Here is a 13642-nt window from a genome sequence, read left to right as displayed (position 1 = left end):
ACCTCGTCCGGGCACGTCACCGGGACATGCGGGTGATCAGTCCTTCGGCGGATTGGCCCCCCTGCTCTCCAGCCGCCGCTTGGAGCCGCGCACCTCTTTGCGCACGTCGGCGGGCAGCCTGTGGCGCAGGATCGGCTCCAGCGGCCGGCGCAGGAAGGGCGCGAAGTCGATCGAGATCATGCGCCTCACCCTGGAGACGCCGTCCGCGACGGCCTCCGCCTCGAAAGAGGCGCTGAAGCGGGACAGCCGGTGGTTCAGCCGGTTGCGGGGCAGGGGGGCGTACTGGACGTCGACGCGCCGGCCCGGCGTCAGGCGCATCTGAGAGACCAGCTTGGGCGCGGGTCCCGGGATGCCCGGCAGAACGGGGCGGAACTTGAACTCCACGAGGTTGTCGACGCGGCGTACCCAGTCGATCGAGCCGATCTTGTCGTCGATCTCGGCATAGCGCCCGGCGTCCATGACGAACTCCAGGTATTCGTCCGACCCGGAAGCCACGGCCGCCGTGCTCCTCTCGTCGCTGACCTACCTCCCGCTGCTGGAACTCCTCATCGGCCACACGCCGGGTGAGCTGGGCCGGGAGGTGTTCCTCACGGCGTGGACCGAACACGCGGCCCGCACGCTGGCCCTGCGAACGAACCCGAGCCCGAACCCGTCAGCGGCGGACTGAGCGGCCGCCGCGAGAAGCCCGGGCGTCCGTGGAAGCGCGCGTTGGCGCTCACAACCGCGATACGAGCCGGTGAACATTTCTCTCGACCACAAAAATTTTTCCGTCCGGGGTTCGCAGAAAACGTTCAAGCGCGGGTGGCGTACCGCGCGAGAGCTCCACAGAGGAGGAAGAAACGTATTCCCAGGCCACCGGGCACACTCCGAAAGGTTTCGGATATGCTGCCGGGCATGCCAGGTAAGCCCCGGGTGACGATCGCCCGTATCGCCGAGGAGGCGGGCGTCTCAGCCCCCACGGTCTCCAAGGTGATCAACGGTAGGTCCGAGGTGTCGCCGGAGACCCGCAGGCGGGTCGAGCGTCTCCTGCGCGAGCACGGTTACATCCGGCGCGCGACCGGCACCGACGGCCCGGCGGGCCTGATCGACCTGATCTTCGCCGAGCTGGAGAGCCCGTGGGCGATGGAGCTCATCCGCGGTGCGGAGAAGGCGGCCGCGGAGGCCGAGGCCAGCATCGTGATCTCCGTCCTGCACACCCACGAGGGTCCCGGCCGCGACTGGCTCGACCGGCTCGCCGCCCGCCGCACCGACGGTGTGATCATCGTCGGCTCCCGGCTCTCGGCACAGCGGTACGACCGGCTCAACTCCCGCTCGATCCCCTTCGTGGTCGTCGACCCCGAGGGCGAGCCGGCCCCCGGCGTGGCCTCGGTGGGCGCGACCAACTGGCAGGGCGGCCTGACCGCCACCCGGCATCTCCTGGAACTCGGCCACCGCAGGATCGGCATGATCGGCGGCCCGCCCGACGTGCTGTGCAGCCGCGCCCGCATCGACGGCTACCGGGCCGCGCTGGAGACGGCGGGGGTCGAGGTCGACCCCTCGCTGATCCTGCACGGTGACTTCCTCGTCGGCTCCGGCCACGACCACGGCCACACCCTGCTCTCGCTGCCCGACCGGCCCACCGCCATCTTCGCCGGCAGCGACCTGCAGGCCTTCGGCGTCTTCGAGGTGGCCAGGCAGCGCGGGCTGCGCGTCCCCGACGACCTGAGCGTCGTCGGCTTCGACGACCTGCCCCTGTCCAGGTCCGCCTGGCCGCCGCTCACCACGGTCCGCCAGCCCCTGGAGGAGATGGCCTTCCTCGCCACCCGGATGGCCCTGGGCATCTCCCGTGGCGAGTCACCCGAGCCGCGCCGGGTCGAGCTCTCCACCGACCTCGTCGTCCGCGAGAGCTCCGCTCCCCCGGCTGCCCAGTACTCCGGCGTCAGTTCGTGATCGGCGGCTGTCTTCGCCGGTAGTGGCCGATCTTTGCGGCGTAGCGGTGACGGCGGCGCCGGCGGGACCACTCCCGGATCCGGTCGAGGTCAGGTGGGCTTGTGATCATGTGTGCCGGCAGACACCGGATCTCTCCCCTCGGGAGGGGACAAGGCCGTCCCGACAACAGGTGCCGTCGCGCGAGGTGCCGACCGCAGGGACCGGTTCCGCTCTCGGCTCCGATGCGGGTGAGCTTCACATGGAATTCTCGCAACCACCACCCGAATTCAGGCAGAGCTTTCTTGCACGACGGTCGCCCTCGGCCGACGAAAGAAGTGAGATGACCGGGGAAACGAGTATCAAGGCGTAGCCGAATGGGAATCCCCGTCATCGGCGTGAACACCAAGAAAAGATGATCATGCGCCGCGTGCACGCGGCCTCGCCGACTTCACACTGCTCCGCCACTGTCCTCCTGGCCTGACGATCCGTGACGGGGTTCGGCAGGTGAAGACCCATACCGTTCAAGAGAAGGGAGTTCACGTCGATGCGGAGCGCTTTTTCAGAAAGACTATAGTGATTGGAGTGCTGCCCCGTTAGCCATGCCGTCTTTATTAAAACGGAGGGCCAGAGAGGTGCATAAATGGGAAAAGAAGCCTACGGCACGCCGTCCCGCCGTGACGTCATCCGAGCGGCCGCAGCGGGCGCCGCCGTCACGGTGGCCGGGAGCGGTGCGGCGGAGGCCGCGGTTCCCTCCGCGACCTCCGGCGGGGGACCGCGCGACCGCGCCGCACTCGGCCTGCGGCTGCAGGGGGTGCAACACTTCGGGCTGACCGTCCAGGACATGGAGCGCGCCTTCGAGTTCTACACGCAGGTGCTCGGCGGTACCGAGGTGTTGCGGGACGGCGACTTCCACGGCCAGGCGATTCACGACACTCTGCTGACCGACCAGGAGATCCTGGCAGCCGAGGAGGGCATCAGCCCCGCCACGATCGGTGTGCCCGATCTCGCCGGTGGGACACAGCGGCTGGACGTCCGGTTCGTGCACTTCGGGAACGTGGTGATCGAGCTTCTCCAGTACCGGGACGCGACGCAACCCTCCGGCACGGGCCACAGCTTCGCCGAGCCACGTGATCACATGAGCCCGGCCTATCCGCGGTCGATGCACATCTGTTTCCACATCCGCGACGACGTGGACCCCGACAAGTTCATCGCCGACCTTGAGGCCGAGAGCGCACGGCGCGGCATGACCCAGGTCAAGGCCAACCGAGTGGTCACCGTCCGCACCGAGGCGACTCGCCGGGCCGCGCCGAGGAGCTCCAACACCAACAAGATCCGGGAGGGCAAGTCGAACGGCTGGACCCTGATCTACTGCAAGGGTCCGGAGGGGGAGCAGCTCGAGTTCGTCCAGGCTCTCGATCCGATCAAGAGGACCTTCGCTGAAGCCCGGCGGCGCCACCTCGACAAAACCGGCAGATGACCGTCGTGTCACCGGACGACGAGCAGGCCGGGCCGCCCAGTCGAGCAAGGGGTCGTCTGGACTTCAGCGCCGGTCCGGGCCGCGAGGCCCGCCTCAGCCGCCGAGAACCGCGTGGACCGAGGAGACGGCGCCCGCGCCCTCTCCGACCGCGGTGGCCACCCGCTTGGTCGAACTCGAACGGACATCGCCCACCGCGAAGACGTGGCGCGCACTGGTCTGGAACGGCAGCGGTGCCTCGTGCGTCCCCGGGGGCAGGCGGCTGTCCGTGACGACGAAGCCGTGGTCGTCCTTCGCGATGTCCTTCATCCAGTCCGACTCCGGTGTGGCGCCGATGAAGCAGAACAGCCCTCGGCAGTCCAGCCGCTCCGACTCGCCGGCGGCGTCTGTCACGACGATCGACGTGAGGGTCTCGTCCCCGTCGAGGTGCCGCACCGTGCTTCCGGTCCGGACGTGGATCCGGGGATGGGCCAGGATCCGGTCTGCCAGGTACGCCGACATCTTCGCCCCGAGGTCGGCGGTTCGCACCACCAGGTTCACCGTGCAACCGCGAGCGGCCAGAGACAGGGCCGCCTGCCCGGCCGAGTTGGCACCGCCGACCACTGCCACCGGCTGTGACTCGTACCTGAGGACCTCCAGCTCGGTCGCCGCGTACCGGATGCAGCCTCTTTCCTCGAACTCCGCCCATCGCGGGATGTCGAGGCGCCGGTAGTGCGCTCCGGTGGCGACGATCACCGTGGAGGTTTCGATGCGGGAGCCGTCCTTGAGCTCCACCGCCGGTCGCCTCTCGTCGGAGAGGTCCAGGCCGACGACCTTGCAGGGGGAGAAGATCTGGACGCCGAACTTGAGCGCCTGGATCATCGCCAGCCGGGTCAGCTCCTCACCACTGACCCCCTGCGGGAAGCCGAGATAGTTCTCGATCCGGGCGCTCTTCGCGGCCTGGCCTCCGATCCCGCAGCCGTCCAGCAGCACGGTGGCGAGGCCCTCGGAGGCACCGTAGACCGCCGCTGCCAGACCGGCCGGTCCGGCGCCGACGACGACGAGATCGGGGATGCACTCCGTGGCGTGATAGGTCAGGCCGAGCGCCTCGGCGACCGTTCCCGGGGTGGCGCGGCGCAGCACCAGGCCGTTCGTCACCGCGATCGGGAGATCGTCCTCGCCGGTGCCGGTCGACCTCAACAGCGCGCGCCCTGACAGTGACGTCGCGTCGAGCCATGCGTGCGGCAGGAGCATCTGCGTCACGTACGTGCGCAGGCAAAGCGTCTCGGCGGTATCCGGCCGGCCGACGATCTCCAGCGCGCTGCCGGCCGCGGACCGCATGAGCTCGCGCCGTGCCCGGAACGTCTCGATCAGCACGTCGGCGATGTCGACCTGCTCGGCGAGGACCCGGCGCAGGGCGTGCGCCGGGATCCGGACGACGGTTCCGGCGGTCGCGACGCGGGCCGTCAGATAGACCTGCTGACCGGTCAGCAGGTTGAGCTCGCCGAGGAACTCGCCCGGCCCGCGCCGGTAGATCAGGCGTTCCGGCTCGATCGCCGTCGCGTCCCTGACGACATCCACCGTCGCCGTCCGCAGCAGGAAAAGGTCGTAGGCGGTGTCACCTGAGGAATACAGGTTCTGCCCCTCCCGGACATCCTCCGCCTCGCCGTACCCCGCGAGGCGGTCCAACTGCTCCTCGTCGAGGAGGGTGCTTTTGCCGTCGCCGGTTTCCATGCTCGGCATGATAGGGCGCGCTTGTTGACGAAGACTTCACGACGCACGGCGGGAGGCCTTTCCAGGTGACTCGGCTGATCGGCGTGGCCGTCACGATCGTCCCCGCCCGGGAATCGGGTACGCCGTCGGCACCGGAGAGCCCTCCGGCGCCCGCTCCCGCTTCGCCCTGATTTACGACGCGCCTCTAATCCTCCGGATCCAGCGACTAATTAACGCGATATTCCATACGATCTCGCGATAGCGCTTCTCTCGTATTACCTTTCCCCATATGGTGACCGTGCTCTGCGAAAAAACCCTGCGATAAACCATTGCATCCGGTATGTGGCCGCCAGCGACAGGGGAGAAGCCCATGGCCGCTTCACGACGGAGAACCACTCGTCTCGCACTCGTCGCGCTGCTCGTCGGCGCGCTGATCGCGGTCCCCACCGGCACCGCGGCCGCCACGACGAGCGGGAACGCCCCGGTGGGACCCGCCGCCGCGAGGAGCCTCGACGACATCAACGAGGACATTCGCAGTGCCCAATACGCCATCAACCGGTTCTGGGCGACGCACTGGTCGGAGTTCTTCCCCGGCAGGTATTCACCCCCGCGCGTTCTCGGCGCGTACGACGGCGCGTGGGGCAACGCGCCGACGTGCCAGGGATATCCCCTTCCCGATGACAACGCCCTGTACTGCTGGCCGCCCTACGACTTCGTCGCGTGGGACGTCGACCTCATGCGAATGGGATACCGGCAGGGGGACGCCTGGGTCTATCTGATCATCGCGCACGAATGGGCCCACGCCGTCCAGGCCCGCCTTCCCGAGAGGCTGCTGTCCCGGCAGCTCGAACTCCAGGCCGACTGCCTCGCCGGGGCGGCGCTCTTCGGAGCCGCCGATGACGGCATCCTGTACTTCGAGACCGGTGACACCGCGGAGATCTCGGCGGCTCTGCGAGAACACGCCGACGACACTCCCTGGACCGATGTGAGCGACCACGGCACCGCCGCGCAACGCCTGGGCGCCTTCAACCGGGGCGCGCGCCAGGGCGTGGGCGGATGCTTCGCGTGACGAGGGCGGTCCCGGCGCGCGACCGCACCCGCGATCCTGCTCGCGACCACACTCACGAGCGCGCCCGCGACCGCCAGAGCACCCGGCCCACCGCCGGGTAGGACCCCGGCCTGGGTGATGGAGGGGTCACCCGGGCCGGGGTCACGAACCCCGATCGCCGGCCGAGGCCGCGCGCCTGCTCATGGCCCGCGCGCGGGTCTCCCCTCCCGCACGCGGGCCCCGGCCCGCGCGAGTCCCCTCCTCCCGCGCGGGACGCGGATCTCGCCCTCACCTCCGTGTTCACCTCTCCGTACGGGAGCTGCAGCCGACCAGCCCGTACGGGAAGCGGAGGCTCAGACGCGGCTGCTTCCCGAACGTTCCATCAGGGCGGCCAGGCGGTTCGCCCGTTCGGTGTCGCCGGCGTGCAGGGAGGCGGTTCTGGCGATCTCCAGTGGCTCCTCGCTCGCGGCGAGCGCCTCCTCGTGGCGTCCGGCGGCCGCGAGCTCGCTGGAGCGACGGCTCAGCGACAGGGCCAGGCGGCGCTCGCGGTCCGCGCCCCTCACCGGGGCCTCACCCCGGCGTCCCGGCCCGCGGACCAGAAAGGGATGGCGTTCATCCGTTCTCCTCGAGAGTGGGAACTCTGCTTGGGCGGTGTCAACGGGATCCCTCTCGCCTCCTCTCACCGAACCTCCTCTCACCGAACTCTCAACACCTCTCGCCGGCCTGGCCCCGTCGAGGGCGACGACCAGGTCGGCCGATGTTTTGGAACGCTCCCGCTCGCGGGGTGACGAGACCCGGAGAAGGCCTCGCGCGGTCAGACGAAGCTGCGCGCCGACGCCCACCTCGTCCCGGCGGCGAACCCCCTGCCCTGGAGGTCGAGAACGGCGTCGGAGTCCTTCCTCCTGGAAAGCGGTTCGGCGCCCAGCGGGCCGTCGGGCAGCACCTGCCAGACGGGATCGCACTGGATGACCGGCCGGTCCCGTTCGGGTTCCCCCTCGGAGAGGGGTGTCCAGAGCGTGCGGTCGCCGTGCTCGTTGACGAGCCTCAGGTGGGTACGGCACCCGGGGCAGCGGATTCCTCCGGTGCCGAGGTCCTCGCGCCGCGCGGTGAAGTAGCCGTAGTGGTCCACTCCCCGCTCGTCCCACGACAGGTCCAGGTGCCGGTCCCAGCCGACCTTCGCGGCGGCCCTGCCCCGGGGGGCGCAGACCGGGCAGGGCACCCGCATCTCGTCCCAGAACCGTGAGGCCGCCAGTTCGGGATCGTGCCGGCCGGCCCGCTTGACCGTCTCGGTGACGGCCTCCCCCCGGCCCGCCGGAGGCCTGCGGACCCGCGGGACGGTGGTGATCGGGTCGGAGTTGTTGATGAGCCTGGCGAAGCGGTCGGCGTAGGCGTCGCCCAGCAGGGGGACGCCCAGGACGGCACGGGCGGTGAGGTGCTCCAGCCGCCGGATGCCGCCCGAGGGCCGGGCGGCGTACGCGGAGGTGATCATGGGCGGCGTGGAACCGCGCGGCAGCAGCCACAGCGTGGCCAGCAGCTCGCTCACCGTCCAGAACGACGAGAAGTAGTCGGGCGCGGGATGGACGATGGCCCTCCCCGTCGCGATGATCTCGTACATCAGCCGCGCCACGCCCTCCCACATCTGCTGCCGGGTGACCACCTCGGCCGGGTAGGAGTACTCGCGGGGCGGCACCATCCGCACGGTGACCGAGTGGGCCTTCTCGAAGCCCGCGCGCCACTCCCCCGCGTCCTGCCGGTGGTCGCCGTGGAAGCTGAGGAAGTAGTCGGCCGGGTTGTCGAACATCCAGTAGTGCTCCCGGGGCGCGGGCAGGCGCGGCGCGGGCGTGCGGACCATGCCCAGCACGCGGCGCAGGCGCCGCTCCAGCCACTCGCCCAGTTCCGGGTTGCCCAGGGTCTCGCCGTGCACGGGGGCGTGGCTGGCGCGGGTCAGCACGTTGCGGGGCAGCGGGGTGCGGCTGAGGACGATGCTGCCGGGGTCGAGTTTGGCGCGCATGTTGAAGGCCGCGTAGACGTCCTCAGGTCCTTCGACCGAGCAGTCCCACACGACGAAGGTCGACGCCCGCTGCGCCGCGAGCGCGGTGCTCTGGCCGGCGCCGGGAAGAGCGACCGCCAGGCGGACCCCCAGCCTCGCGCAGATCGGCCGTATCCAGTTGTCCAGCAGGTCGTGGCCGCTCTCGGTCGGCGGTACGAAGACCGTCATGGTGGCGTTCACGTGGCGGCCCCGGCCGATCCCGCGCGGCCGTTCCACCCGGCCCGTACGACCGGAACGCCCCGCATGTCCGGCGCGCCCTGCCTGCCCGGCGCGGTCCTCACGGCCCTTACAGCCCTCACGGCCCTTACAGCCCTCACGGCCCTTACGGCCCGCGGGACCGTCACGACCGGCGGCCGGTGGTACGCCCGGCCCGTCGCCGGCCGGCGACGGTGTTCCCTCCCGTGTTCCCTCCCGAGGTGGGACGTGGTGCCCATCTGATGCTCTCCCCCCTGGCGTGACACTCCGTGGACGACTGCCTCCCGCGCCGGCGGGCACGCGGCACCCTCTCGCGCGATCATCCGTCCAGGTGGGTTTCCAGGAGGGTGACCAGCTCGATGACACCGTGGAAGGGGACGGGCGGCGCGGAGTCATCGGATTCGACCGTCCCGGCGATGTGACCGGTGGCGGTCCTCTGGACGTCGATGGTCAACCGCATTCCGGCCTCCTGTCGGCGGCACCGCTCTCCCGGCGCTCTGGCAGTCGCTCACGGTAGTGGCCGGAGACCGGGAAAGCGTCCAGGTACCACCCCTACGGATGGCACGACAAACCCCGACATGTCCGTTTCCTGTACGCCGGCGTGGCCGCGGCGACGTTCCGCGCGAGCCGGATGCCGGCCCTCCGCCTCACCGCCTTATTCGTCATTCGTCATTCGTCGGGGTCGGACAGGACCGCGCGGAGCTCGACCCGGCTGGTGACGTTCAGCTTCGCGTAGATGCGGTTCAGCTGCGTCTCCACGGTGCTGATCGCCACCAGGCGCTTCTGCGCGATCTGACGGGTGGTCATGCCCTCGCAGACCATCGCCACGACCTCGCGCTCGGCCCCGGTGAGACTACTGAAGGCGGCGTTGGGGCCGTCCACGGAAAGCCTGAGCTCCCCGGCCGTCTTCAGGGCGAGGGCGGCGTAGGCCGCGGCGCCGGTACGGTTGAAGGCGACCAGCGCCCGCCTCAGCAGCCGTTCCGCCTCGGCGTGGCGGCCCCGGGCGTGCTGGGAGCGCGTCATCACCAGGTCGATCCTGCCGGCCTCGATCGGCAGGCCCACCTCGCGGGCCAGGGAGAGGGCTTCCTCGCACTCCCGTACGGCGCCCGCGTGGTCGCCCCGGACGGCGGCGATCTGGCCCCGCACCCTGGCGATGGACATCAGGGTCGAGCGGCGCCCGCTCGACGCGGCCCTGTCGCTGAAGACGCCCAGCGCGACGTCCGCCTCGTCGGCCCGGCCGAGCTGGGAGAGCGCGTCGGCGCCGATCGGGCCGAACAGGTGGGTGCCCGGCTCCAGGGAGTCGTAGTGCAGCTCGATCGCCTCGGCCGCGCTGAGCAGCCGCTGGGCGTCGCCCCGGGCCTGGGCGACCGCCGCGCGCGCCCCCGCCGCGTAGGCGAGGCTCGCCCTGCTCTCGACGAGCGGCGCCCACTCCGTGGCCTGGCGGGCGTGCTCGCGCGCCAGGTCCCACTCTCCCCGGGCCGCGCGGGGGAAGCACGCCAGGGAGTGCAGGAGCGCGTAGTCCCAGACCCGCTCGTTCTCCTCGGCGTCGCCGACGGCGAGCCGGGTGAACTGCACGGCGTCGTCGAGCCTGCCCCGCCGGTACTCGACCTCGCCCAGGAAGCCGAGTGCCTGGCCGACCCGCAGCGCCTCGCCGCGCGTGGCCCGCGCGACGCTCTCCCGCAGGTCGGCGGACGCGCCCTCCAGGTCGTCGGTCCACAGCCGGATCATCCCCCTGGCCACCAGCCCGTCCAGCCCGGCCACCGAACCCGGCAGGTCGGCGTCCGCCAGGGACGCCAGCGCCTCCTCGGCCCGTCCGGCCAGGGTCCAGCCCAGGGACTGGGCGAACCAGGCGAACGCGCGCACCCACGGCTCGTGGCTGCCCGCCGCGACGGCCGCCGTGCCGTACTCGACCATCTCGGGGTAGGAGATCTCGACCACCCCGATGATCGCGAGCTGGGCCGCGATGCGCGCCCGCAGGTCCGCGGGCGCGTGCGGGCTCTCCGCCCTGTCGCGCCCGGCGGCGCCCAGCGCCTGGACCAGCAGCAGCTTGGCCTCCGCGACGCGCCCGGAGATCAGGGCCTGGTAACCGGCGACGTAGTCGCGCCAGGGGCCTCGCGGCGCCGCGAGGATCTCGCTCTCGTAGCGCCGGGCGACGGTGGCGTCACCGGAGACCAGCAGGGTCTCCACGGCCGTCAGCAGGCGGGCCACCCTGTCCGGTCCCGGCGGGGTCAGCTCCGCGGCGTGGCGGGCGTACACCGCCGCCAGTGGGAGCCTGCCGCGCGACAGCAGGGACTGGGCCTCCTCCTGCGCCAGCGCGGCGAGCTCACCGTCCGTACCGCCGCCGGACGCCGCGATCCCGTGCCACAACGCGCCGGGACCGCCGAGCATGGCGGCGTTGCGGTGCAGGGCACGGCGGCGCTCGACGCCGGAGTCGTAGTAGATGCGGTCCCAGACGAGCAGGGTGGTGAACGCGAACTCCTGCCCCGCCGTCCCGGGAATCTCCTTGACCAGCCCGGCGTCGACGGCCTCCGCGAGAGGCGTCGTGGCGTCGTCGACGCCGGAGAGCGCGCGCAGGTCGGCCAGGCCGAAGCGGCGGCCGAGCACCGCCGCCGCGCCGACGACCTCGCGGGTACAGCGGCCGCACGACGCCAGCCGCGCCACGACTGCCTGCGTCATGCCGCGGGGGGCGGGCAGCGGGCCGTTGCCGAAGTTGATCGAGTGCATCTCCACCTGGTCCAGCAGGAGAACCGAGTGCAGCGCGTTGCCGTCGGTGTGCTCGTGCAGCCTCCTGGCGCCGGAGGGGGTGAGCCCGTCGTGGCCGGTCGCGACGGCGAGCCTCACGAGGTCGTCGGCGGAGAGCCCCTCGACCTGGAGCAGGCGCCCCTGCGCCGAGTCGAAGATCCGTTCCCATCCCTCGTGGAGCTCCAGGCGGGGAGCGTCCGGCGCCGCTCCCGTCGCGTACCCGGGGGCCTGGTGCACGACCAGGAGCATGACCTGGGCGTTGCGCAGGCGCCGGGCCGCCAGGCGGAGCGCGGCCATCGACTGCCGGTCGCCGCAGTGCGCGTCGTCGACGACCACGATCAGCGCGTCCGCGGCGGTGAACTCCGCCGCGAGGGCCTGTCCGACGAAGGCCGCCTCCGACTGGCCCGACAGCGTCCTGACGAGCGCCGGGGTCGGCAACTGCTCGGCGATCTGTTCCAGCACCCCCCACGGGTGGGCGAGGGCGTCCTCGTCGCCGAAGGCGCGGACGACCCGCACGCCGGGCACGGTACGCAGGAAGCGCTCGACCAGCTCGGTCTTGCCCATCCCCGACGCCCCCCGGACACCCACGATCCGCGCGTCACGGCGTCTGGCCTCGCCCCACGCCTCCCCGAGGAAGTCGAGTTCCCGCTTCCGGCCGATGAACAGCGGAGAGGTTCTGCCGTGCAACGCAGCGCTCCCTTTTCACGATCCCCATGTTCTTGACGGCGATTATGGGTCAGGAATCAGCCTATCGGCATGGATTTCATCTGAAGATTCTTCACGAAACGGATCCGAATGAATTTCACATCAGCCGGGCACCCTCCGGATTCCCTCGTTCGCGGAACGCTCCGGACGCGGACCGCGACCGCCCGGACACGCGGAAAACCCGCCCGGGAGGCTCGCGACGCCCACTCCCACCTGGTGTTCTCCGGAGTCCAAGCGGGTTTTCCCGGAATGGGACCGATCCACTCACGCCAACACATAGGGCGGTTCACGAATGCGGCCGGCGGCGAAGAGGCCGTGGCCGTTGATTGCCGCACGTGCGACCGGATTTCGCGCAATTGACGATTTCTGCGCTCGGTAAGTATCCGGTGACACGAAGTGTGCAATACCTCGCACATTACGCGAGAAAGTACACGGCGGATACCGAGTGCGATTTCCCGACCACGGTCCGAGGTGTTCGCTCAGCGCTCCAGCCGGGGCCGGTGAGTACCTCCCCTCGCACCTTCCTGGCCGCGTCGCGCGGAAAGCCCGTCGACGGCGAACACCCGGAGGGCCTCGGTGGCCCGCGACCCGCCCGGAGCGGAGGCGGGTCACGTCCTCGCCGGTCACGGCGGCTCCCCGGGAGCCGCGGACGGCCCGCCGGGTCCGGCCCCCCACGAGCCGGACCCGGACGGACGATGACCGGGCGGGCCCGGCCTGGACACCTCGGAGCCCGGCGTCCCGGAGTCCGGCGTCGCGGAACCGGGTGTCCCCGAGCCCTGCGGGGCGGGGGTCGCCATGCCGCGAAGTCCGTACCGGGAGCCGTCCCGCGCGGCGGGGTGGCCCGGTCGTAGTATTCCAGCCATTCGGTCACCGTCCCGTCCGCCACGCTCAGCGCGCCGCCGAGAGGGACAGGGTGCTCCGTTGCTTGTGAGTGTGCTGTGGTGAGCGCGCTCTCAGGCAGCTTCCGGCTTGCGCCGGAGCGTTCCCCGTTTCCGGGGTTCCCGTTTCGCCGGTGCGCGCCCGGCACGGGTGCCGGGTCCTACCGCTCCTCCACGGGCGTTTCGCGTCTCCCCGCAACTCTGGGCGACGTCGGCCGCGAGCGCGGCCAGATTCAGCGCGGCATTGAGATCCCGCCCCAGGGCAAGGCCGCACTCGGCGCAGGCGTAGGTGCGTTCGGACAGGGCGAGCTTGGCTTTCACCACGCCGCAACCCGAACAGGTCTTACTACTGGGGAACCACCGGTCGGCAACAATGAGCCGCCCGCCGCTCCGGCCGGTTTTGTAAGACAGCTGCCGCCGCACCTCGGCCATGCCGACATCGGAGACGGCGCGGGCCAGGCGACGGTTACGGACCATCCCGGAGATGGTGAGGTCTTCGACCACCACGGTGCCCCAGGTGGCCGCCAAGCGGCTGGTGAGCTTATGCAGGCCGTCGCGCCGCTGGTTGGCCACCCGCGCGTGTGCCGTGCCGAGCGCGGCCTTGGTCGTGGTCCAGCGGGCGGAGGGCTCGCGCCTGCCACCGTCGGGGGCGCGCGGCCCGGTTCGGCGGGCGAGTTGCTTGTTCAACCGGCGTAGCCGCTTGAGCGCCGAGCGGTGATGCCTGGGATTGGCGACGACCTCGCCGGTGGACAACACCGCGAGGTCCTTGCCCCCGAGATTCACCCCGACGACGACGGCGCCCGGCCGGGCCGGGGCGCGGTCGGCGCGGTCGAGCTCGCAGGTGAACGCCACGAACCACCGCCCCCCTCACCGCGGACGGTGGCCGACAGGATCCGCCCCGTGCCGCGCTCCACGTGCCGGGCCAGTTTCCGGGTCGACTCACCCGTACG

At 71.1% G+C, this 13642-nt stretch carries 11 protein-coding genes; 4 read left to right on the top strand and 7 right to left on the bottom strand.

The features are described from left to right. Positions 1-36: 36 nt before the first annotated feature. Positions 37-495 (bottom strand): hypothetical protein, encoded by a 459-nt coding sequence (locus tag ACTOQ2_RS34075; protein ID WP_440104931.1) that lies wholly within the window; start codon positions 493-495, stop codon positions 37-39. A gap of 7 nt (positions 496-502) precedes the next feature. Between ACTOQ2_RS34075 and ACTOQ2_RS34070 the strand changes: the two genes are divergently transcribed. The 3 genes from ACTOQ2_RS34070 (at position 503) to ACTOQ2_RS34060 (ending at position 3385) form a co-directional block, all read left to right on the top strand. After that, positions 503-667 (top strand): hypothetical protein, encoded by a 165-nt coding sequence (locus ACTOQ2_RS34070; RefSeq protein ID WP_440104929.1) that lies wholly within the window; start codon positions 503-505, stop codon positions 665-667. Between the two features lie 227 nt (positions 668-894). Continuing rightward, positions 895-1929, top strand: coding sequence for a LacI family DNA-binding transcriptional regulator (locus ACTOQ2_RS34065; protein ID WP_440104927.1), 1035 nt, complete (start codon positions 895-897; stop codon positions 1927-1929). Between the two features lie 619 nt (positions 1930-2548). Further along, positions 2549-3385: a VOC family protein gene (locus tag ACTOQ2_RS34060; RefSeq protein ID WP_440104925.1), complete on the top strand. Its 837-nt coding sequence runs from the start codon at positions 2549-2551 to the stop codon at positions 3383-3385. A gap of 93 nt (positions 3386-3478) precedes the next feature. Here the strand turns inward: ACTOQ2_RS34060 and ACTOQ2_RS34055 are convergent, their stop codons facing one another. Beyond that, entirely contained in the window at positions 3479-5095 is a 1617-nt protein-coding gene (locus ACTOQ2_RS34055; protein ID WP_440104923.1) for an FAD-dependent oxidoreductase, read from the bottom strand. Between the two features lie 349 nt (positions 5096-5444). On the opposite strand from ACTOQ2_RS34055, the gene ACTOQ2_RS34050 reads away from it, so the two are divergent. After that, positions 5445-6143 (top strand): neutral zinc metallopeptidase, encoded by a 699-nt coding sequence (locus ACTOQ2_RS34050; RefSeq protein ID WP_440104922.1) that lies wholly within the window; start codon positions 5445-5447, stop codon positions 6141-6143. A 332-nt stretch (positions 6144-6475) separates the two neighbouring features. On the opposite strand, the gene ACTOQ2_RS34045 is transcribed toward ACTOQ2_RS34050, so the two are convergent. The 5 genes from ACTOQ2_RS34045 to ACTOQ2_RS34025 form a co-directional block, all read right to left on the bottom strand. Then, positions 6476-6685: a hypothetical protein gene (locus ACTOQ2_RS34045; protein WP_440104921.1), complete on the bottom strand. Its 210-nt coding sequence runs from the start codon at positions 6683-6685 to the stop codon at positions 6476-6478. Between the two features lie 251 nt (positions 6686-6936). Next, complete coding sequence (locus ACTOQ2_RS34040) at positions 6937-8352, bottom strand: hypothetical protein (RefSeq protein WP_440104920.1); 1416 nt, start codon at positions 8350-8352, stop codon at positions 6937-6939. 334 nt (positions 8353-8686) lie between these two features. Beyond that, entirely contained in the window at positions 8687-8827 is a 141-nt protein-coding gene (locus tag ACTOQ2_RS34035) for a hypothetical protein (protein ID WP_329082214.1), read from the bottom strand. A 209-nt stretch (positions 8828-9036) separates the two neighbouring features. Beyond that, positions 9037-11796, bottom strand: a complete 2760-nt coding sequence (locus ACTOQ2_RS34030) for an AAA family ATPase (RefSeq protein ID WP_440104918.1) — start codon at positions 11794-11796, stop codon at positions 9037-9039. A 971-nt stretch (positions 11797-12767) separates the two neighbouring features. Further along, a complete protein-coding gene (locus tag ACTOQ2_RS34025) occupies positions 12768-13544 on the bottom strand; it encodes an RNA-guided endonuclease TnpB family protein (RefSeq protein ID WP_440104916.1) in 777 nt (258 codons plus the stop codon). Positions 13545-13642: the final 98 nt, after the last annotated feature.

The sequence above is a fragment of the Streptosporangium sp. H16 genome (genome assembly GCF_051918855.1).
Taxonomy (GTDB): Bacteria; Actinomycetota; Actinomycetes; order Streptosporangiales; family Streptosporangiaceae; genus Streptosporangium.
This window is presented reverse-complemented; position numbering and strand designations above follow the sequence as displayed.